The sequence below is a fragment of the Streptomyces sp. H27-C3 genome, from assembly GCF_030063415.1.
In the GTDB taxonomy this organism is placed as follows: domain Bacteria; phylum Actinomycetota; class Actinomycetes; order Streptomycetales; family Streptomycetaceae; genus Streptomyces.
This window is the reverse complement of record NZ_JASITA010000016.1, coordinates 146,456-167,356: the sequence shown is the minus strand read 5'-3', so window position 1 is coordinate 167,356 and position 20,901 is coordinate 146,456. Positions and strand designations below refer to the sequence as shown.

Annotated in this window: 13 protein-coding genes, 1 tRNA gene and 1 riboswitch; of the genes, 7 read left to right on the top strand and 7 right to left on the bottom strand. The window is 71.6% G+C overall.

All coding sequences use genetic code 11. The features are described 5' to 3' along the window. Positions 1-448 precede the first annotated feature (448 nt). Entirely contained in the window at positions 449-1,006 is a 558-nt protein-coding gene (locus QMK30_RS18510) for a MarR family winged helix-turn-helix transcriptional regulator (RefSeq protein WP_283519368.1), read from the bottom strand. A 148-nt stretch (positions 1,007-1,154) separates the two neighbouring features. Here QMK30_RS18510 and QMK30_RS18505 point away from each other — a divergent pair, with 148 nt between their 5' ends. After that, positions 1,155-2,438 carry an MFS transporter gene (locus tag QMK30_RS18505; RefSeq protein WP_502963160.1) on the top strand — a complete coding sequence of 428 codons (1,284 nt, stop codon included), beginning with the start codon at positions 1,155-1,157 and terminating at the stop codon, positions 2,436-2,438. 10 nt (positions 2,439-2,448) lie between these two features. On the opposite strand, the gene QMK30_RS18500 is transcribed toward QMK30_RS18505, so the two are convergent. Both QMK30_RS18500 and QMK30_RS18495 read right to left on the bottom strand, forming a co-directional pair. After that, complete coding sequence (locus QMK30_RS18500) at positions 2,449-4,113, bottom strand: ATP-binding SpoIIE family protein phosphatase (protein ID WP_283519366.1); 1,665 nt, start codon at positions 4,111-4,113, stop codon at positions 2,449-2,451. A gap of 165 nt (positions 4,114-4,278) precedes the next feature. Then, positions 4,279-5,676: an NAD(P)/FAD-dependent oxidoreductase gene (locus QMK30_RS18495; protein ID WP_283519382.1), complete on the bottom strand. Its 1,398-nt coding sequence runs from the start codon at positions 5,674-5,676 to the stop codon at positions 4,279-4,281. A gap of 306 nt (positions 5,677-5,982) precedes the next feature. On the opposite strand from QMK30_RS18495, the gene QMK30_RS18490 reads away from it, so the two are divergent. Beyond that, positions 5,983-6,765, top strand: a complete 783-nt coding sequence (locus tag QMK30_RS18490; RefSeq protein WP_283519364.1) for a TetR/AcrR family transcriptional regulator — start codon at positions 5,983-5,985, stop codon at positions 6,763-6,765. Positions 6,766-7,206: 441 nt separating this feature from the next. Then, complete coding sequence (locus QMK30_RS18485; RefSeq protein WP_283519363.1) at positions 7,207-9,213, top strand: sigma-70 family RNA polymerase sigma factor; 2,007 nt, start codon at positions 7,207-7,209, stop codon at positions 9,211-9,213. Between the two features lie 137 nt (positions 9,214-9,350). Here the strand turns inward: QMK30_RS18485 and QMK30_RS18480 are convergent, their stop codons facing one another. After that, a complete protein-coding gene (locus QMK30_RS18480; protein ID WP_283519361.1) occupies positions 9,351-11,510 on the bottom strand; it encodes an asparagine synthase-related protein in 2,160 nt (719 codons plus the stop codon). 700 nt (positions 11,511-12,210) lie between these two features. Here QMK30_RS18480 and QMK30_RS18475 point away from each other — a divergent pair. From QMK30_RS18475 to QMK30_RS18460, 4 genes are all read left to right on the top strand, one after another. After that, positions 12,211-13,641, top strand: coding sequence for an NsdA family TPR-like regulatory protein (locus QMK30_RS18475; RefSeq protein WP_283519359.1), 1,431 nt, complete (start codon positions 12,211-12,213; stop codon positions 13,639-13,641). A 152-nt stretch (positions 13,642-13,793) separates the two neighbouring features. Continuing rightward, positions 13,794-15,026, top strand: a complete 1,233-nt coding sequence (gene lhgD / locus QMK30_RS18470; RefSeq protein ID WP_283519358.1) for an L-2-hydroxyglutarate dehydrogenase — start codon at positions 13,794-13,796, stop codon at positions 15,024-15,026. Positions 15,027-15,484: 458 nt separating this feature from the next. Further along, positions 15,485-16,276, top strand: a complete 792-nt coding sequence (gene trmB / locus QMK30_RS18465; RefSeq protein WP_283519356.1) for a tRNA (guanosine(46)-N7)-methyltransferase TrmB — start codon at positions 15,485-15,487, stop codon at positions 16,274-16,276. A gap of 60 nt (positions 16,277-16,336) precedes the next feature. Further along, positions 16,337-17,797: a PrsW family intramembrane metalloprotease gene (locus QMK30_RS18460; RefSeq protein ID WP_283519354.1), complete on the top strand. Its 1,461-nt coding sequence runs from the start codon at positions 16,337-16,339 to the stop codon at positions 17,795-17,797. On the opposite strand, the gene QMK30_RS18455 is transcribed toward QMK30_RS18460, so the two are convergent. The 3 genes from QMK30_RS18455 to QMK30_RS18445 all read right to left on the bottom strand — a co-directional run bounded on the left by QMK30_RS18455 (position 17,787) and on the right by QMK30_RS18445 (position 20,880). Continuing rightward, on the bottom strand, positions 17,787-18,857 hold the full coding sequence (locus tag QMK30_RS18455; protein WP_502963159.1) for a M23 family metallopeptidase: 1,071 nt from the start codon (positions 18,855-18,857) through the stop codon (positions 17,787-17,789). The genes QMK30_RS18460 and QMK30_RS18455 overlap by 11 nt on opposite strands. 11 nt (positions 18,858-18,868) lie before the next feature. Continuing rightward, positions 18,869-19,004: riboswitch (cyclic di-AMP (ydaO/yuaA leader) on the bottom strand. A 250-nt stretch (positions 19,005-19,254) separates the two neighbouring features. Then, entirely contained in the window at positions 19,255-20,625 is a 1,371-nt protein-coding gene (locus QMK30_RS18450) for a PP2C family protein-serine/threonine phosphatase (RefSeq protein WP_283519353.1), read from the bottom strand. A 181-nt stretch (positions 20,626-20,806) separates the two neighbouring features. Then, positions 20,807-20,880, bottom strand: a tRNA-Met gene (locus QMK30_RS18445). Positions 20,881-20,901: the final 21 nt, after the last annotated feature.

Genomic DNA, 20,901 nt, shown 5'->3' with positions numbered 1-20,901 from the left:
GAGTTCTCAAGGAACGGACGCTTCCTTTGGTCCCTTTTCACGGGGCCCTCCGGGCGCTTCCCTTCGGTATTTCGTGTTTCCGACTCTACCAGACGCTTTCGTGTCCGATTCCCCGTCGGCGGGGTGCTTTCCAGGTTCCCGCTTTCGCGTTTCCCTTTCCGGCGATTCCGACTCTATCAGATCCTTTCGGGCCTGATTCCCAGTCAGCGGGCTTTGTCTTTCCGGCTGTTTGGCCGTTCCGACGTCCCGAACTCTAGCGGATTTCCCGGGCGGCTCACAATCGAGCCTGTGGAATGGATTCCGGCATACAGAAATCATCCCGAGTGGGAGATCGTTCTGAGTTTGGGTTGCCGCATTCGCGGCGTGAGTTGTTGACGAAGAACCGTTCCGGCTCCGTGACAACTCGAAGGATACTACGGACCGATCCGACCGGTGTCAACTCCCGCCCTCAGTCCAGGTCCGTGAGGCGTCCCCCGGCGTCCGGCTGAGCGTCCTCAACCCTGCGGAGCAGGCGGGTCAGCATGTCTCCCAGCGAACCGCGCTCCTCGCCGGACAGGTCCTGGAGCAGGTCTTCCTCGAACATCGACGCCATGCGCATCGCTTCGAGCCACTTGCTGCGGCCCTCGTCGGTGAGCTCCACGATCACGCGCACCCGGTTGTTCTCGTCGCGGTCCCTGGTGACCAGTCCTTCGCCGGCCATCCGGTCGATGCGGTGGGTCATGGCGGCCGGGGTGAGACCGAGGCGCTTCGCGAGTTCGCCCGGGCCCAGTCGGTACGGGGCGCCGGAGATCACGAGGGTCTTGAGGACTTCCCACTCCGTGTTGCTGATCCCGAGGGTCGCGACCTGGCGGCCGTAGGCGACGTTCATCCGGCGGTTGAGGCGGCCGAGGGCCGAGACGACCTTCTCGACCTGGGGGTCCAGATCGCCGTACTCGCGCTGATAGGCGGCGATCTGCTCGTCGAGGCTCGGCTCCTGGGGGCCGGACGGCTTGGGGGTCTCAGGCATGCCGCGCAGTATGACACGGCCGCCGTTCGCCATTAAGTCCTTGCATGTGTATTGTTGAGGTTCTAACTTTAGCTTTGAAGTCTTCAGACTTCATCTCTCCTTCAAGACCTCGAGGCAGGTGAGTGTGACCAGGGCGATGGGCGCTGCGATGCGCCGGATACAAACGGGGAACGCACTGAGTGCGTTCGGTATCGGCTTCACCGTTCCGTATCTGTATGTGTACGTGGCTCAAGTGCGGGATCTGGGTTCGGTTACGGCGGGCGTCGTGCTCGCCGTCTTTGCCGTGGCCGCACTTGTCGTTCTCCCGTTCACCGGCCGGATCATCGACCGGCGCGGGCCGCTGCCCGTCCTGCTGACCGGCGCGGTCACGGCCTCGGTCGGCGCCCTGTCCATGGGGCTGGCCGGCAATGTGCAGATGACCGTGTTCTCGGCGGCCCTGCTCGGTGCGGGTACGGCGGTCATGCAGCCGGCGCTCGCGACCATGATCGTGTGGTCCTCCACCCCCGCCACCCGTACCCGCGCCTTCGCCACCCAGTTCTTCCTGCAGAACCTCGGCCTCGGTATCGGCGGACTGATCGGCGGCCAGATCGTCGACAAGAACCGGCCCGACAGCTTCCTGCTGCTCTTCGGCATCGAAGCGGTGATGTTCCTGGTGCTGGCCGGCATCGGCGCGGGCGTCAAGCTGCCGCGCGCGGCGGTCCTCCCGGGCGGCGTGCCGAAGAGCGACGCGGCCGGTCAGGGCGGCTTCCGGGTGCTGATGCGGCACAAGGCCATGGTGCGGGTGTGCGTGCTCGGGTTCGTGCTGTTCTTCGCCTGCTACGGGCAGTTCGAGTCGGGTCTCGCCGCGTACGGGACCGAGGCGGCCGGGATCGATCCCTCGACCCTCGGGCTCGCGCTTGCCGCCAACACGGCGGTCATCGTGGTCGCGCAGTTCGTGGTGCTGCGGCTCGTCGAGCACCGTCGGCGCTCGCGGGTCATCGCGCTGGTCGGGCTGATCTGGGCCTTCGCCTGGATCGTCGCCGGATACGCGGGGCTCGGGCACGGCAGCCAGACCATGGCGACGGCCGCGTTCATCTCGACGTACGCGCTCTTCGGACTCGGTGAGGCCATGCTGTCGCCGACCGTCGCGCCGCTGGTCGTGGACCTGGCACCGGAGTCGATGGTCGGGCAGTACAACTCGGCCTTCGCGCTGGTCAAGCAGCTCGCGCTGGCCCTCGGCCCGGCGGTGGGCGGGCCCATGGGTGCCTCGCTGCACGCGCCGTACATCGTGACCTTCATTGTCTTCTCGCTCGGCATCAGCGTGCTGTCGCTCCGGCTCGGCAGGCGACTCACCCCGGCGCAGGACCGGCCGCTGCCGGTCAAGTCGCTCGTGGTGGCCTCTTCCGTACCCGAGGTGCAGCACGCGGAACGGCAGGCCGAGCCGGTCCGCTGAGCCGGCCGGCTCAGGCCACCGGGTCCGGCAGGGCGAATTCGCACCAGACCGCCTTGCCGCCTCCCGGCGTGCGGCGGCTGCCCCAGGACGAAGCGATGGTCGCGACGATCGAGATACCGCGGCCCGCCTCGTCCGCCGGGTCGGCCCGGCGGCGGCGGGGCAGGTGGTCGTCGCCGTCCGTCACCTCGATGATCAGGCGGCGGTCCGTTCTGCGCAGCCGCAGGCGCATGGGCGGGGTGCCGTGCTGCAGCGAGTTCGCCACGAGCTCGCTGGCCGCCAGGACGCCCAGGTCGCACAGCTCGACCGGGAAACGCCAGGACGCCAGCACGCCCGAGGCGAAGGCCCTTGCGCGCGGGGCCGCTTCAATGCCGCCGAGCAGCTCAAGGGCGGCGTTGTGGAACAGCTCCGCGTTGTGGCCGGTGCGGGCGGGGTGCTGGACGACGAGGACCGCTACGTCGTCGTCGTGCTCCGCGGTGACGCCCAGGGCGCGGATCAGCCGGTCGCAGACGACCTGCGGGGTGCCGGTAGCTCCGGCCACTGCCGTTTCCAGGCGGTCCACGCCCTCGTCGATGTCCTCGCCGCGGCGCTCCACCAGACCGTCCGTGTAGAGGACGGCCGTGGATCCTGGCGGCAGGCCGATCGTGCCCGAGGTGTGCATCCAGCCACCGGTGCCGAGCGGCGGGCCCGTGTGGTCCTCGGCGCGGCGGACCGAGCCGTCCGCGTCGCGGACGAGGATCGGGAGGTGGCCCGCCGACGCGTAGACGAGACGGCCCTCGTTGGGGTCGTGGACGGCGTACGCGCAGGTCGCGATCTGGCTGGCGTCGATCTCGGCGGCAAGGCCGTCGAGCAGCTGGAGCACCTCGTGCGGCGGGAGATCCAGCCGGGCGTACGCCCTGACCGCTGTGCGGAGCTGGCCCATGACGGCAGCCGCGCGCACGCCGCGGCCCATCACGTCACCGATGACCAGGGCCGTACGGCCGGCGCCGAGGGTGATCACGTCGTACCAGTCGCCGCCGACCGCCGCTTCCGTACCGCCCGGCTGGTACGTGGCGGCGATGCGCAGGTCGTCGGGCTGCTCCAGTTCCTGCGGGAGCAGCGAGCGCTGGAGGGTGACGGCCGTCTCGCGCAGCAGGCGCTCACTGGCGCGCAGCCGCTCGGCGGCCTCCGCGTGGTCGGTGACGTCGGCGGCGAAGACGAGGACGCCACCCTCACTCCCGCCGCGCCCGGAGGTCTCGATGGGCGTGCAGGTGATCGTGTACGACCCGCCCTTGGGGATCTTGCGGGACTTGACCGTGCGCGGCGTGCCTCCGCGCAGGGCCTGGTCCATGAGAGGGAGCAGTCCGAGCTCCTCCAGCTCGGGCAGGGCGACGGCCGCCGGGGCGCCGGGCTCGCGGGGGCCGAAGGCGGTGGCGTAGGCGTCGTTGACGTACGCGACGCGGTGCTCGGGCCCGTACACGAGGGCGACGAGCGCGGGGAGTCTGCCGAGGATCTCGCGGACGGAGAGCTCGTCCAGGGCAGGCACGGCGTCCAGGGAGTCGCCCCCCGGCGCGTCGGAATCGTGCCCGGTCCGCTGGGCGTACTCACCGCGGGCTGCCGGCACGGAGCCGCGGTCGGTCCGCGCTGCTGCGCGGCGCTGCGTTCCGGGGAGACGGGCGCTCCAGCGCGTGAAGTTCACTGACGTTCAGGCCTCATGGTGTTGTCCGGCCGGCATGGTCGGGGCTTGCTGCCCTGCCGGGTGTCGCTTCGGGTGCGCCGCCGGGCGGCTACAGCGGGTCACTCTGTGCAGGTGTGAGCCCACCTATGGTCACACGTCCATTGTGACCGACCGCACTGACAGTCGTCAGGGAGTCTTGGGCGGATGCCCACCGGCCGCCAGTTCGAACTCGGCGCGCGGATGTTCCAGTGAACCGAGCGAGACGATCTCGCGTTTGAAGAGCCCGGAGAGCGTCCACTCGGCGAGGACCCGTGCCTTGCGGTTGAAGGTCGGGACCCGGCTGAGGTGGTAGGCGCGGTGCATCAGCCAGGCCGGATAGCCCTTGAGTTTCCGGCCGTAGACGTGCGCGACGCCCTGGTGGAGGCCGAGCGAGGCGACGGATCCGGCGTAGGAGTGCTCGTAGTTCTTCAGCGGTTCGCCGCGCAGCGAGGCCACGATGTTCTCGGCGAGGACCTTGGCCTGGCGTACGGCGTGCTGGGCATTGGGCGCGCACTCCTTGCCGGTCTCGTCCGCGGTGAGGTCGGGTACGGCGGCGGCGTCACCGGCCGCCCAGGCGTGCTCGGCGCCGTCGACCTTGAGCTCGGCGGTGCAGGCGAGCCGGCCGCGTGCGTTCAGTGGGAGGTCGCTGGCGGCGAGGATGGGGTGCGGTTTGACGCCGGCGGTCCATACGAGCGTCCGGTTGGGGAAGCGGGAGCCGTCGTCCAGCACGGCGACGCGGTCCGCGCAGGAGTCGAGTCGGGTCTCCAGGCGTACGTCGATATTGCGTCGGCGCAGCTCACGGATCGCGTACTGGCCCATCTCCTCGCCGACTTCGGGGAGGATGCGGCCGGAGGCCTCGACGAGGATCCACTTCATGTCCTCGGCCTTGATGTTGTGGTAATAGCGGGAGGCGTACCTGGCCATGTCCTCCAGCTCGCCGAGCGCTTCGACGCCCGCGTAGCCGCCGCCGACGAAGACGAAGGTGAGGGCCGCGTCGCGCAGCGCCGGGTCGCGGGTGGCGGAGGCGATGTCCATCTGCTCGATGACGTGATTGCGCAGGCCGATGGCCTCCTCCACGGTCTTGAAGCCGATGCCGAGTTCGGCGAGGCCGGGGACCGGGAGTGTGCGGGAGACCGAACCGGGGGCGAGGACCAGCTCGTCGTAGGGCATCTCGACGGGTCCGGTGCCCTCCTCCTCGGTGGCAAGGGTGGCGACGGTCGCGATGCGCTTGGCGTGGTCGATCGACCGGGCCTCGCCGATGACGATCTTGCAGCCGTCGAGCACCCGGCGCAGCGGTACGACGACGTGGCGCGGCGAGATGGAGCCGGCCGCGGCCTCGGGGAGGAAAGGTTGATACGTCATATAGGGGTCGGGCGTCACCACGACGATCTCGGCCTCGTCGCTCTTCAGCTTCCGCTGGAGACGCAGTGCGGTATACATCCCGACATAGCCGCCGCCGACCACGAGAATCCGGGTGCGGGGCGGGGACCCGGGGGTCGACCCCGGTGAGTTATGAGCTTTCACCACCCCATGACGCAACGGCATCAGGACTTTGTCCACAGGCCCAGCAAATTGTGTGACCGGAGGTCACGGGGGTAACGGGGTGCGGAAATTCCCGGCCGATTCGGAAGGTTCGCAGGTCAGGGCATGGGGATGAAGGGTGGGCACAGGCCGAATCAGGAAGGTTTCGGTCCATACTCCGATCGGGCGGGCGCTCCGTGCGGAACTACCCCCTTCTGAATCCACTCCGGCTCAACTATGTTCGTATCTCGTCGGAGCGCCCAGGTTTGCGCTCCTGACAGTCAGGGCGGGGAGTCTCCGGGGGGAGACATCATTACCGGGGGAACGCTGATGCGCATTCAGGACTCTCATTGGCAGACTGCTGTCGCCACAGACAGCAACGGGCGGGTGGCGACGGGCAGATCCCGTGCCGCGCCGCTGCGCGTTGACGCACAGCGCAATCTTGAACATGTTTTGAGGGCGGCTCGCGAGGTCTTCGGCGAGCTGGGCTACGGGGCGCCGATGGAGGACGTCGCCCGCCGGGCCAGAGTCGGGGTCGGGACCGTCTACCGGCGGTTCCCCAGCAAGGACGTGCTGGTGCGCCGGATAGCCGACGAGGAGACCTCCCGGCTGACCGACCAGGCGCGCACTGCCCTGGGCCAGGAGGAAGAGCCCTGGTCGGCGCTGTCGCGATTCCTGCGTACGTCGGTGGCTTCCGGCGCGGGCAGGCTGCTTCCGCCGCAGGTGCTGCGGGTGGGCGTGGACATCGACGAGTCGACCGTGGTGCAGAGCGAGGCGCGGGTGCCGCAGCAGCGGCAGTCCGGCCTCCCGGCGGGGCCGGAGCTGCGGCTGGTCGAGCAGCGGCCGGAGCCGCGGGCGTCCGGTCTCGGTCTTGACGGCCTGGATGACGGCGACACTGTCGACGCGGGCGCGGCGACGCTGCTCGCGGTCGTGGGGCAGTTGGTGGACCGGGCGCGTGCGGCCGGTGAGCTGCGTGGCGATGTGACGGTGGCCGATGTGCTGCTGGTGATAGCCACGGCTGCGCCTTCCCTGCCGGATGCGGCGCAGCAGGCGGCGGCTTCCGCACGGCTGCTGGACATCCTGCTGGAGGGGCTGCGGTCCAGGCCCGTGTGACGCGAGTGCCGGTTTCTTGTGGCTGCTTCTGGCACGTGTAAGGGGTGCGGCTTCCTACTCGTGCGAGGGGTGCGGCTCCTTGCCCGGGCAGGGGGTACGACCGGCCTGGTCGTGCTTCTTGCACGGGCAAAGGGTACGGGTACGGGCACGGGCAAGGGGTACGACCGGCTTGGTCGCCGTTCAGACCGGTGGCCAGTGGCTCTGCCTTGCAGGACCTGGCGGCGCTGACGCGACTCGGCGGCGCCTGACGGGTCATCATGCGACGAAGTCGCGTGCTCATGAGGGTCGTTGAGTCTTCCCCGATGGGGTGAAGGCCAGTGCTCGCCTTCCGGTAAAACACCCCGGACGAGTGGTTGGCGGTCGTGAGTGGCTGTCCGTGGTTCGCCCTGTGGGACTCTTGGCCGGTGTTGCGGTCTGAGGGTGCTTACGGGGGCTTCCGCCATGGGTGTTGAGGGGCGGGACGAATCGCTCGAGAGTCCTGGCGGTGCCGGGCATGCCGGCGACGGCCCGGAGGTCGGTGGTCTGCCCGCGCGGCAGGTGCCGAGCCAGGGCGGGCCGGGCCGCACGAGCGGTGATCCCGAGGGCGGGACCGTCCTCCCCGGTCCGTGGCCCCCTGCGGATGCCGAGGACGCGGGTGTCCCCTTGCAGCGCGAGGGCGGCAGCGGGCCGCTGACGGAATCGGTCCAGTCGCCGCAGTCGCCTTCGGCCGAGGCCGTGACGGCCTCCGACGCGGCGCTGATCCAGCGGATGCGGGCCGGTGACGACAGTGCGTACGAAGGGCTCTACCGACGTCACTCCGAAGCCGTGCGCCGGTATGCGCGTTCGTGCTGCCGGGACGCTCACACCGCGGACGATCTGACGGCCGAGGTCTTCGCGCGCACGCTGCAGGCCGTGCGCGCGGGTGCGGGTCCCGAGCAGGCCGTGCGGGCGTATCTGCTGACGACCGCACGACGCGTCGCCGCGGCCTGGACGAAGACGGCCAAGCGCGAGCAACTGATCGAGGACTTCGCCCTGTTCGCCGCCGAGTCCGCCCGGTCGTCGGACATGTCGAACGAGGACACCCAGGATCTGGGCGCCGACGTACGGGCCATGCACGAGGCCGAGCAGACGCTGGCCATGCAGGCCTTTCGCAGTCTGCCCGAACGCTGGCAGGCCGTGCTCTGGCACACCACGGTCGAGGAGGAGTCGCCGAGCGAGGTCGCACCGCTGTTCGGATTGACGCCCAACGCCACGGCGGTGCTGGCCAGCCGGGCCCGTGAGGGGCTCAAGCAGGCGTATCTGCAGGCTCATGTGAGCTCCGCCCTGACAGCGGGTGGTGACTGCGCGCACTACGCAGACCGCCTCGGCGCGTACGCCCGCGGCGGTCTGCGGATGCGGGCCGAGCGGGGGCTGCGCAAGCATCTGGAGGATTGCGCGAAGTGCCGGGTCGCCGCCGGTGAGTTGAGTGACGTCAATGCCGGGATTCCCGCGCTGCTTCCGGTCGCCGTCATCGGCTGGATCGCCGGTGGGTTCACGCTCAAGGCCGCCGGCCTTGTGGCGGGTGGCGCGGCGGGTGCGGGGGCGGCTGCCGCCGCGAGTGGCGGGAGTGCTTCCGGCGGGGCCGCGGGGGCCGCCGGTGCCGAGGCGATGGGTGCGCCCGCGAAGGCGGCGATCGCGGCGGCGGTGGCTGTCGCGGTGGCCGCGGGAGTGGTGTTCGCCCTCGCCGGGGAGGAGCCGAAGCCCGAGCCGAAGCCGCCGGTGGCCAAGCCGCCGGTCGCGCAGCCCGTCGTACCGCGGAAGCCGAGCCCCGAGCCGAAGCCGCCGCCCCCGCCGGCGCCGCGGGTGGTGCCGGTGGCGGGGCCGTCCCCCACGCCGAAGCCGAAGCCTCCGCAGGCGAAGCCTCCGCAGGCGAAGCCTCCGCAGGCGCCTGCGCCCAGGCCGCCCGCGCCGAAGCCGCCGCCTGAGCAGGAGCCGCCGGTGAAGACCACTCCTCCGCCGAAGCCGACCCCTCCTCCTCCGCCGCCGCCCGCGCCGGTCGTCTACCAGGTGAACCGGCTGGATTACTGGGTGTTCGGCGATCACACCAAGCCCGAGGTGCGGGTCGGCGAGAGCAGTTGGCTGTGGCAGCGCGACGGGATGTCGATCGGCGGGAAGCAGTACGGGCACGGGGTGACGGTGCACGGAGCGTCCTCGGTGACCATCGATCTCAATCGCAGCTGCACGACGTACGACGCGGTGGCGGGCGTCGACGACATGACGATGGGGCTCGGGGCGGTGCGGTTCTCCGTGTACGGGGACGGGGCGCTGCTGTGGAAGTCGCAGGTGGTGCGGGGGGATGATGCGGCGGTGCCGGTCCATGCGGATGTGTCCGGGCGCGAGACGGTTCGGCTTGTGGTCGAGCCGCAGGATCCGTTCAGCTCGGTGGTGCTTTCTGACTGGGCCCAGTCGCGGATCAGCTGCGGGGAGTAGGTGGGGGCAGGGGGGAGGAGGGCCCGCTGCGCGGGGCTGTCCCCTCGGGGACGGCAACGCAGACGCCCACCCGACCCATAACCTCCGGCACGGTAGGCAAGCCCGGGTCGGAAACAGCACCACAGACGCCCGCCCGCCTACAAGCTCCGCAGTGGCGGGACTCCGCCTGCCACTGCACGTTGGCGGGGGGCCGCCGTACCTGTCCAGCAGGTGCCTCGCCGCGATACCAGGCGGCGCAGCCACAGTTCTGTGGAGACCAGGTCGGCCAGGCCGTCGAGCGGGACCTGTTCCCCCTCCGCCGCCGCTCTCAGGGCCTTGCGCACGACGCGGGCCTCGACGATGCCCGCGTCGGCGAGCAGCGGTGCGTCGAACAGCGCGATCAAGTCATCCACCGCTGCCCGCAGTCCGACCCGGTCGGCTGCGGCCGACGAGGCGTGCGAGGTGGCGCCCCAGCCTGCGGGCAGGTCCTGGACGCCCGCGCCGGACAGGACGGTACGCAGGATCGCGGCGCGCGCGCCCGGCTGGACGCGGAGGGCTTCGGGGAGGGTGCGGGCGGCCCGTACGACTTGATTGTCGAGGAAGGGTGCGTGCAGCCGTTGGCTGCGGACCTCCGCGGCCTGCTCGAAGACCCGGTGGTCGGACGCGGCGCGGGTCAGCGCGCCACGCGCGCGTGCCTCACCGGGACGCTGTATGGACGAGGGGCGCGCCGCGGCCCCCTGGAGGCGAACCGATACTTCAGCGAGCGCCTCGCCCGTCAGCCAGCGCGCAGCCGGGCCGGGACGGCTCCAGGCGAGCGCGGCGAGCGACGCGTCGAGCGCGCCCGCGCCGTTGCCCGCGCCCCACGCGCCCGGCTCGTCGAAGCGGCGTTCCATCAGGCGGGTGGCCGCCTCCTCGATGCCTGTGCGGTACGGCGTACGGGCGAGGCGGCGGGCGGCGCGGTAGACGGTCAGCGGGAGGAACAGCGAGTGCGCGGAGGGCCCTTCGACCTTCGCGAGCGCCGCGACCGGGCGCAGCAGGTCGCGGCGGCGGCGGTCCATGAGGAGGTCGGCGAGGCGGGCCGGGTGTGCGTCGAGGACCTGCCGGGCGCCGTGGCCGGTGAAGTGGTCGGCGCTGCCCGCGGCGAGGCGGCGGCGGTGCCGCTCGGCGGTGACCAGGGACGGGCCCGGCTCGTCGGTGAGGGGCCCGCTGGCCAAGTCGGCGTACGGGAGGGCCTCTTCGCCTCCGGCGACGACGACGTGGTGCAGCCGAGGGTTGGCTGCGATGGCGCCGGCCCGTTCCAGTTCGGCTTCGCGGCCGTGCGCGTCGGAGGCCAGGTCGTTGAACGTGACGGCGAGGAGGCGCTCCCCCGCGCCCGTGCCGTGGCCCAGGACGGTGCCTGGCATGCCGGGCAGGCCCGCGGCGAGGAGGGCGAGCGTCGCCGACGCGCTGCCGCCGGAGAGGTCGGCCCCGATGCCGGGGACGGGCGCGCCCCGGGCCGCGCGGCGTTCCGCGGGCCCCATGCCGGGCACCGGCCCCGGGTCGGGCGCCATGGTCTCCGGGGCGTGCCGGGGTGCGGTGAGTCTGGCCCGTACCGCTTCGACGAGCGCGTCGCGCACGAGGTCCACCGCGCGCTCGGGGTCGAGTTGGGGCGCGGCGACGGCCAGGGACGCCACCTGCTCGTAGCCGGTGATCTCGCGGGAGCCCTCGCGCAGCACAAGGGCGTGGCCGGGCGGGATGCGCCGCACACCCGCGTACGGCGTGCCGTCGCGCAGGGCCTCGGGCACGTCGGGACAGGCGAGCAGCGCCGCCAGGTGGCCGATGTCCAGCTGCGCCTCGATGAGGTCGGCGAGCGGAAGCGCGGCGGTGGCGTACGCGGTGCCATTGGCCCAGGGCGTATAGAAGACGGGGCGGGCCCCTGCCAGGTCACCGACGACGGTGATCCTTCTGCCGACCTGGACGACGACCGTATAGCTGCCGGACCACGCGGTGAGGTGCCGCAGTGCGCCGCCGCGCGCCGCGAAGAGGCCGACGCGCAGTTCTTCGTCGGATGCTCCACAACAGCCGAGGACGGCAAGGCGGGTGAAGGTGTCGACGGTGATGGTGCGGACCTCGTCGGGACGCCAGTCGCCGACCGCCCACAGCGGGTCGGGGTCGCCCCACAGGAGTTGGGAGCCGACGGGGTGCACGGTGCGTGCCTCGTCGTCGGGGCCGCCGGCCGGGCCCACCACGCCCGCTGTTCCTACCGCGCCGACCGATCCGACCGAACCGACCGTTCCGAAGCTCGCGGCGATACTGCTCCACCCCACCAACCACCGCATCGCCGCCTCCACAGGCTGTGGAAAAACCAAACCGCACGCATCGAAGTAGCTTTGGGACCATGCTGCCACGACAACGGCGTACTGGAGGGGCTACGGGATGCGCGCGGGCAAGTCAATGGGGCCTCTGCGCGGGGCGCTTGAGCGAAACGCCACAAACGTCCTCGTGCCGACCGGGGTTGGGGCTCAAGTGACGGGACGGCAGCAGGACGGACTGTGGGGGCCGCGAAACGGCCCCGGAACCGGCCAGGAACGGCACGGGACGACAGTCGTGATTCAGCCATTCTCAGGGCATGCGAGGGCCATGGGCGAACGCACAGTCCGGGAAGCGCTGTTCGCCTCCCGGACCGGTCCGCCGCCCGCGGGGATGTAGGCGGCGGAGTCCCCCAGCCCACTGGATCCAGTGCAGCGGGCCGACCCACGCGACTTCCATGGAAGCGCTCCCGTACCGGCCCGAGGAGAGCGCAGGCCGGGCGCACTGCCACACACACGGAGCACGGGGCGCGTCGTGGGAGCTTCCTCCCGAACAACAATCTCGCCATCCGGAACGCCGCCTCTTAACGGTCGGGATGCGGAGAACTACGCTGGGTGCAACTGATGTCCTGCGCGGGGCGCATATTCCGGCTGGGCTGGCCGCGTGGTTGTGCGGGCGGGAAAGCCGGGAATGTCCCGCCGGACGGCCGTCTGTGTCGAGGGGTGGCGCATGTCCAGGGAGCAACGCGGGCCGAACGAAAAGCTCGGCACGGTTCTCGCCCTCGCGGGAATCAGCAACGCAGGCCTGGCGAGGCGGGTCAACGATCTCGGGTCTCAGCGTGGCCTGACACTGCGGTACGACAAGACCTCGGTGGCCCGGTGGGTCTCCAAGGGCATGGTGCCGCAGGGCGCCGCGCCCCATCTGATCGCCGCCGCGATCGGCGCCAAGCTCGGGCGTCCCGTGCCGCTGCACGAAATCGGTCTCGCGGACGCGGATCCGGCGCCCGAGGTCGGGCTCGCCTTCCCGCGTGATGTGTCGGCGGCGGTGCGTTCGGCGACCGAGCTGTACCGGCTGGATCTGGCGGGCAGGCGGGCGGGCAGCGGCGGAATCTGGCAGTCCCTGGCCGGCTCCTTCGCCGTCAGCGCGTACGCCACACCCGCGTCCCGCTGGCTGATAACCCCGGCCGACTCGTCGGTCGCGCGGGACTCCACCGCCGCCGAGAGCGCGTCGGACGCGACGCCGCTGCGGGTCGGGCACAGCGATGTGGTGAAGCTGCGCGAGGCGGCCGAGGACGCGCGGCGCTGGGACTCCAAGTACGGCGGAGGGGACTGGCGTTCCTCGATGGTCCCGGAGTGCCTGCGTGTTGACGCGGCGCCCTTGTTACTCGGTTCGTACAGCGACGAGGTGGGCCGCTCGCTCTTCGGAGCGACGTCCGAACTGACCAGGCTGGCCGGGTGGATGGCCTTCGACACCGGTCAGCAGGAGGCCGCCCAGCGCTACTACATCCAGGCGCTGCGACTCGCGCGGGCGGCGGCCGATGTGCCGCTGGGCGGGTACGTCCTGGCGTCGATGTCGCTCCAGGCGACCTACCGGGGCTTCGCCGACGAGGGCGTCGACCTGGCGCAGGCGGCCGTCGAGCGCAACCGGGGGCTCGCCACCGCCCGCACCATGAGCTTCTTCCGGCTGGTCGAGGCGCGCGCGCACGCCAAGGCGAGCGACGCGCAGGCGGCCGGCGCGGCGCTGAAGGCGGCGGAGGGCTGGCTGGAGCGCTCGCGGGACGGCGATCCCGATCCGACGTGGCTGGGCTTCTACTCGTACGACCGGTTCGCGGCAGATGCCGCCGAGTGCTATCGCGATCTGAAGGCGCCGCGCCAGGTGCGCCGCTTCACCGAGCAGGCGCTGTCGCGGCCGACGGAGGAGTTCGTGCGCTCGCACGGGCTGCGTCTTGTGGTGTCGGCCGTCGCCGAACTGGAGTCGGGAAACCTGGACGCGGCGTGCGCGGCGGGGACGCGGGCGGTGGAGGTCGCGGGGCGGATCTCGTCGGCGCGGACCACGGAGTACGTACGGGACCTGCTGCACCGGCTGGAGCCGTACGGCGACGAGCCCCGGGTCGTGGAGCTGCGGGAGCGGGCGCGGCCACTGCTGGTGGCGCCCGCGTAGGGCCTCGGGCCCGGGGACGGCGGTCCGCCGCGGGAGGCGGGGTGGCCGGCCCGGGTTCGAGGGCATTGTCAGTGGGCCGGTGCATCATCGGTAGTCCGGGGCGCGCTCCCTGCGCTTCTCGGGGTACACGGCCGGGGTGGGAGGTGAATCCGATGACATACGAGGGACACGACAGGTACGGCCGCTACGACTGCGATGTGCTGGTCGTCGGCGGCGGCATCGTCGGGCTCTCCTCCGCGTACGCGATCACGCGGGCCGCGCCGGGCACGCGCGTGGTGGTGCTGGAGAAGGAGCGGGGCCCCGCCCTGCACCAGACCGGGCGCAACAGTGGGGTCATCCACAGTGGCATCTATTACCGGCCGGGCTCGCTCAAGGCGAGATACGCGGTGCGGGGCGCGGCGGAGATGGTCAAGTTCTGCGCGGAGCACGGCATCGCGCACGAGATCACCGGCAAGCTGATCGTCGCCACCGCGCGCGCGGAGCTGCCGAGGCTGCACGCGCTGGTGCAGCGCGGCCGGGAGAACGGGATTCCGGTGCGGGAGCTCGGCCCCGCCCAGATCGCGGAGTACGAGCCCGAGGTGCGGGGCCTGGCCGCGATCCGGGTGGGGTCGACCGGGGTGTGCGACTTCGGGGCGGTCGCGGCGCAGCTCGCGGAGAGTGTGGGCGCGTCGGGCGCGGAGATTCATTACGGCGCGGAGGTCGCCGCCGTCGACCGGCGCCCCTGGGGTGTCGCGGTGCGCACGGCGGACGGCGCGGTGCTGCGGGCGCGGGTCCTGGTGAACTGCGCGGGGCTGCACTGCGACCGGGTGGCGCGGCTCGCGGGCGACGATCCGGGGATGCGGATCGTGCCGTTCCGGGGGGAGTACTACGAGCTGGCCCGGCCCGAGCTGGTCCGTGGCCTGGTGTATCCGGTGCCGGATCCGGCGTTCCCGTTCCTCGGGGTGCATCTGACGCGGGGCATCGAAGGAGGCGTTCACGTCGGGCCGAACGCAGTGCCCGCGCTGGCCCGTGAGGGGTACGCCTGGTCGGCGATCCGGCCGCGGGAGCTGGCGGGCACGCTCGGCTGGCCCGGATCCTGGCGGATAGCCCGGCGGCACTGGCGCTACGGCGCGGGCGAGCTGCACCGCTCCTTGTCGAAGCGGGCCTTCACCGACGCGGTGCGGAGGCTGCTGCCGGCCGCGACCGAGGCGGACCTGCGGGTGGCCCCGGCGGGGGTACGGGCGCAGGCGGTCCTGCGGGACGGGACGCTGGTCGATGACTTCCTGATCAGGCAGGCGCCAAGGACGATCCATGTCCTGAACGCGCCTTCGCCTGCGGCGACGGCGGCGCTGCCGATCGGACGGCAGGTGGCGCGTCGGGCGCTGGGGGTTTTGGGGGTGGGGTGAGGGTGGTGCCGGGGGTGCGGTGTGCGGGTGCGGCTCAAGGTGCGGGTTGCCGGCGGCGCTGCGCTGTGCCCTGCCCGCCCCTTCCCGTAACTGGGGCTCAGCCCCAGACCCCGGTCCGCAAACGCCGGACAGGCTGGAGGACCGGGGTGAAAGCGGGCGGCAGCCCCACGCCCTGGTCCCGGTCCTCAAACGCCGGAAAGGCTGAAATGGGCGGAGTGAGAGAACACGGGGGCAGCTTGGCCCCCCGGCCGCGGCCCTCCCGGCCCCGGTCCTCCGGACTGACGAAGATGCGCAGCATCCGGGACACTTTCAGCCCGTCCGGCGCTTGAGGACACGCCCGCAGGGCGTCCGGGGGTCTGGGGGCCTGCCCCCAGTCTCGGGAAGGGGCGGGTAGGGGACAGGCCCGCCGCAGGCGGCCCCGTACCCCCCGCACCCCACCCCCGTAGAATCGACGCATTGTGTCTGAGTCTCCCGATACGCGCCCCGCCGCGCCCACCGCGCCCACCACCCCCCTTCACCGACCCAAGGGCGAGCCCCGCTTCCCCGGTGGCCCCGCGCCCGACCCCGCCGGGTCGCATCACGAGCGGCGGATCCGTAGTTTCCAGCCGCGGCGCAGCCGGGTCACCGCCGGGCAGGTCGACGCGCTGGAGCGGCTGTGGGCCCAGTGGGGGCTGGACATCGACGGGCTGCGCGTCCTCGACCTGGACCAGCTGTTCGGAGGGGTGCCGGTCGTCCTGGAGATCGGGTTCGGGATGGGCGAGGCCACCGCGCAGATGGCCACCGACGACCCCGCCACCGGCCTCCTCGCCGTCGACGTGCACACCCCGGGCCAGGGCAACCTGCTCGCCCTCGCCGAGCGCGCCGGACTGACCAACCTCCGGGTGGCGAACGGCGACGCGATCATCCTGCTCCGCGAGATGCTCCCGCCCGCCTCCCTGGCCGGGCTGCGCGTCTACTTCCCCGACCCCTGGCCGAAGAAGCGCCACCACAAGCGGCGCCTCATCCAGCCGGAGTTCCTGGACCTGGCGGCCACCCGCCTCGCGCCGGGCGCGGTGCTCCACTGCGCGACCGACTGGGAGCCGTACGCCGAGCAGATGCTCGAAGTGCTCACCGCGCACCCCGAGTTCGAGAACACCCGGCCGAACGGCGATTACGCGCCACGGCCCGCCTTTCGGCCACTTACCCGGTTCGAGGGTCAGGGCCTCGACAAGGGCCACGCGGTGCACGACCTGCTGTTCCGCCGCGTATAGGCCCCGCCGGGGCGCAGGGCGGCATCGCCAGGTGTCAGTGTCGCTCGTTAGGGTCGACGGGTGTACGAGTCGTCTCCGCACTCCCGGCAGGATCCGGCGGTCCCGGACTGTGAGCAGCAGCCGCAGTTCGCCGCCGTACCGGCGCGTGCGCACTGGCGCTACAGGCCCCGCCGCTCCTTCTGGCACAAGAAGGCGGTGCGCGCGGGCGCGGTGATCACGTTGCTCGCGCTCTGCGCGCTGGTGATCCTGGCGATCGTCCGCGACCAGACGGGCACCCAGGGCTTCCTCGTCGGCCTCGGCCTGGCCGTGCTGCCGGTGCCCTTGCTGATCACGGCGTTCCGCTGGCTGGACCGGGTGGAGCCGGGCCCCTGGCGGAATCTGTTCTTCGCCTTCGCCTGGGGCGCGTTCGCCGCCGCCCTCGTCGCGATCATCGCGAACAGTTTCGCGACCCGCTGGATAGCCACCGCCACCGCGGATCCGGCCGGCGCCGACACCCTCGGCGCCACCGTGATCGCCCCGGTCGTGGAGGAGAGCGCGAAGGCGGCGGCGGTCCTGCTGATCTTCCTCTTCCGCAGACGCGACTTCAACGGGATCGTCGACGGGGTGGTCGTCGCGGGCTTCACCGCGACGGGCTTCGCCTTCACCGAGAACATCCTCTATCTGGGCAACGCCTTCGGCCAGGACCAGGAGATGGGCGCATCGGGCTTCGCTTCGGTGACCGCGGCGACCTTCTTCGTACGCATCGTCATGTCGCCGTTCGCGCACCCACTGTTCACCGCGCTCACGGGCATAGGTTTTGGTCTCGCCGCGCTCGCGCCGCCCCGCTGGGGACGGGTCCGCCGGATCGCGCTGCCCCTGCTCGGCCTGGCCTTCGCGATGGGCATGCACGCCCTGTGGAACGGTTCGGGGACCTTCGGCGAGTACGGCTTCTACGCGGTGTACGCCGCTTTCATGGTCCCCGCCTTCGGCCTGCTGACCTGGCTGGCGGTCTGGACGAGCCAGCGCGAGCTGCGCACCGTCTCCGCCGCGTTGCCCGCCTACGCGCGCGCGGGCTGGCTGGGCGCCCACGAACCGCTCGCGCTGTCCTCCATGCGGGCCCGCTCGGTGGCGCGCGACGCCGCTGCCCGGGTGCACGGCGGCCGGGCGGCGGCTCGTACGGTCGCCGAGTACGAGGCCTTCGCGACCTCCCTGGCCTTTCTGCGCCACCGGGCCCGCCGGGGCATGGTGGGCGCGGACTTCGCGGCGCGCGAGCTGGAGCTGCTGCACCATCTGTGGCAGCGCAAGGGTGTGGCCGGGCCCGCGCTGGAGTACGCGGCGCGGGCGACGGGCCGGGTGTGGACGCCACCGCCGAGGGCACCGCACCACGCCGCCCCAGCGCACCACGCCGCCCGGGAAGACGGCGAGGTCGGAGTTGCCCAGTTTGCGGAGAGAAGTCATGGGTTGATCAACCGCATGGCGGGCTCATGCGTTCCCTCGGCCGGCTCCGGGTCTCCCGCAACCGGCCGGGGCCTCAGACGTTGAGGCCCTTGCCGCGCAGCCAGGACGCCGGGTCAACGCCGTCGCCGCCGGGTGTGTGCACTTCAAGGTGCAGGTGCGGGCCCGTCACATTGCCGGTGGCGCCGACGTTGCCGATGGTGTCGCCTGTGCCGACGTTGCCCGAGGTGACGCTCATCGAGGAGAGGTGGCAGTACCAGATCTCCGTACCGTCATCGAGTTCGAGGACGATGCGGTAGCCGTACGAACCCGACCAGCCGGCCGACTTGATGGTCCCGCCGTGCACGGCCTTGACCGGCGTGCCCGTCGGGGCCGCGAAGTCGAGGCCGGTGTGCTGACCGGAGGACCACATCGAGCCGGACTGGCCGTAGGTGGAGGTGAGCGTGTACGAGGAGGTCGGCAGGGAGTAGCTGGCGGCCAGCTTCGCGAGCCGCTTCGCCTCGGCCTTGGCCTCGGCCGCTTCCTTCGCCTTGCGCTCCTTCTCGGCGGCGTCGGCCTTCGCCTCGTCCTGCTGGTCCTTCGCGTCTGCCGCGGCCCGCTCGGCGGCGGCCGACTCGGCGGCCTGCTTGGCGGCGGCGTCCGCGGCGGCCTGCTGCTGATCGGCCTGCTGGAGTATGCGGGCGCGGAGCACCTCGCCGGCGCCGGTGGTGCCCTGCCGCGCGTCGGCGGTGCTGACACCGGCCGTGGTGAGCGGGGTGGCGGCGACGACCGCTTCGCCCGTGGTGACGCCGGAGTCGCCGTCCGAGTCGTCGGAGAACAGGGCGCCCACGCCGGGAAGGGACTTGGCGTCGGGCAGCGAGTCGGCGATGGAGTCCGGCAGGGATATCGAGACGGCCGGCTTGTCCTGCGCGGTGGCGATGCCGCCCGCGCCGACCGCGGCGATGACGCCGACACCCAGAACCGTGGAGCTGCGGGCGATGCCGCCGCGCTGCTTGGCCACGCGGTGCTTGCCACGCACGGGACGAATGGAGTCCTCGGTGGGATTCCACTCTTCCCAAGTACCCTCCCCGCGAATGAGGTCAGCGGGGTCGTTCGGCACCCCGTAGGGGGGCAGGGGGGCCACTGGGGCAGGGGTGTTGGACGCCACGGAGGCGTGCTCCTTTCCTTCCTTCTCGCCTACCGGGTTAGCTGACGGGTTCGGAGCAGGAAGGTCTCCTACGGGCCAGGTTCGGCCCGATTCACCCCAAGGAACATGGTTCCCCGGTTCCCTTGCGGAATTCGGCGCGTGCGCACGGTGTCGCCTCTTGCGACGACTGGGACAACCGCGCTGCGTTATCGAACGTTAATAGAGACCCGGTCCGGTTCCAAGCCGTTCCAGGTGATCTTTAACGACTTCGCCACAGACTTAGCGGGACACAAACGGTCACAATGGGTCGAGTTGATCGCCACTCAGGAAACATCGTTTTCTTGACGGTTCGTCAATTATTATGCGCAGCGGTGCTTCACGACTACGGAGCGTCGCAGCACGGGGAACCGCGATTGTTTCAGCGCCCGCAGGGACCGGAGCGCGCCCCGGACCCTCCGTCGGATTCCGCGCCGCTTCCCTCATCGAACCCACCGCCGAAACCGCCACCGGATCCACCGCCGTACACACCACGAGGTCCGCCATCGGGGCCGCCACGGGATCCACCACGAGGTCCGCCCGCTGTCACGCCCGCTGCCCCTGCCCCGCGCCCGGGGCCGCCCTCTGCCGCCGGTCTCTGACGCTCGGCCCGCCTGACGATCTCCACGGTCCTGCGTCGGTCCTGCTGCCCCTCGGAGGGCCGCCCGACCGCCAGCAGCGCCATGTCGTCCGTGGACCCGCCACCGGTGTGCAGCCGTACGTCGTCGATGAGCGCCCCCAACAGCTCATCGGGCCCGGGAAAGATCCGGCCGCGCAGCCGCGCCTGCGGGTCGTAGAAGACGCCCGCCGCGTTGCGGGCCTCGGACAGCCCGTCCGTGTAGAGGAGCAGCGTGGCCCCCGCCGGGTAGGTGTACTCCTGCGCCAGATCCGGCCACGCCCCCAGCTCGGCCATCCCCAGCGGCAGCGCGGCCTCGACCGGCTCCATGACGTCCAGAGCCCCGTCGGCGTACAGCAGCAGCGGCTCGGGGTGGCCGCGGTTGACCAGCCGCAGGACGCCGCCGTCCCGCGAGATCTCCGCGAGCACGGCGGTGGTGAAGCCCTCGAACGCGTCGAGGCCGTCCCGCCGGGTCCCTTCCCGCGCCAGCGCCCGCTCCAGCCGCTGCGCGACGCCTTCCAGCGAGGTCTCCTGCTCGGCGGCCTCACGAAAGGCTCCGATGACCACGGCGACGGCCTCCACGGCGTCCAGGCCCTTGCCCCGCACGTCCCCCACCACCAGGCGCACACCGTACGGAGTGTCCTGCACGGCGAAGAGGTCGCCGCCGATGAACGCGTCCGCCTGCGCCGCCTCGTAGCGCGCCGCGACGTGCAGCCCGGCGATCCGGTCGGCGGGCGTGGGCAGCACGGCGCGCTGGGCCGCCTCGGCGATCTCCCGCGCGGAGGCGAGCTCGCGGTCGCCGCGCCGCACGACGCGGTTGATGACCACTGCGAGGGCGGCGACGGTGACCACGGTGATCAGCTCGGTGACGGCCTCGACCTGCGTCGCGGTCTGCGTACGAAGATGCAGCCCGGCGACGGCCAGGGTCGAGGCGATTCCGGTGAGCACGGTGTTGCTGAGGGCGAAGAGCGGCGCGGCGATCAGCGGGGCGGCGGCGAAGAGGGGCGACGCGGTGAAGTTCGACGGGGTCGTGAGGTCGAAAAAGAATCCGCCGACGATCAGCAGCGCGGGCAGCGCCCGGACGAACCGCCGGGTTGTACGGGCCCCACCGCCACCCGCTCCGCTTTGCTTTCCCACCTGTGGTCTCCTGCCAGTCCGCACCCGGTTGCGGACCGTACCGCGCCCCACCCAGGCTGTCCGCAGCCGCGCCGGACGGCTATCCGGGGTCGGCCAAGTGGGGGACAAACGGGCGGGGGGCGCCAGGAGACACGACAAAGGCCCGGACTCCATGAGTCCGGGCCTTCATCCACTACTTCAGTAGCGGGGGCAGGATTTGAACCTACGACCTCTGGGTTATGAGCCCAGCGAGCTACCGAGCTGCTCCACCCCGCGTCGGTAAACCTGACTCTACGC

Bases quoted from the DNA above. Each gene is read 5' to 3' on its own strand.
- QMK30_RS18475 (WP_283519359.1), top strand. From the start codon at position 12,211: ATGTCCAGGGAGCAACGCGGGCCGAACGAAAAGCTCGGCACGGTTCTC.
- QMK30_RS18495 (WP_283519382.1), bottom strand. From the start codon at position 5,676: ATGCCGTTGCGTCATGGGGTGGTGAAAGCTCATAACTCACCGGGGTCG.
- lhgD (WP_283519358.1), top strand. From the start codon at position 13,794: ATGACATACGAGGGACACGACAGGTACGGCCGCTACGACTGCGATGTG.
- QMK30_RS18490 (WP_283519364.1), top strand. From the start codon at position 5,983: ATGCGCATTCAGGACTCTCATTGGCAGACTGCTGTCGCCACAGACAGC.
- QMK30_RS18510 (WP_283519368.1), bottom strand. From the start codon at position 1,006: ATGCCTGAGACCCCCAAGCCGTCCGGCCCCCAGGAGCCGAGCCTCGAC.
- QMK30_RS18480 (WP_283519361.1), bottom strand. From the start codon at position 11,510: ATGCGGTGGTTGGTGGGGTGGAGCAGTATCGCCGCGAGCTTCGGAACG.
- QMK30_RS18485 (WP_283519363.1), top strand. From the start codon at position 7,207: ATGGGTGTTGAGGGGCGGGACGAATCGCTCGAGAGTCCTGGCGGTGCC.
- QMK30_RS18505 (WP_502963160.1), top strand. From the start codon at position 1,155: ATGCGCCGGATACAAACGGGGAACGCACTGAGTGCGTTCGGTATCGGC.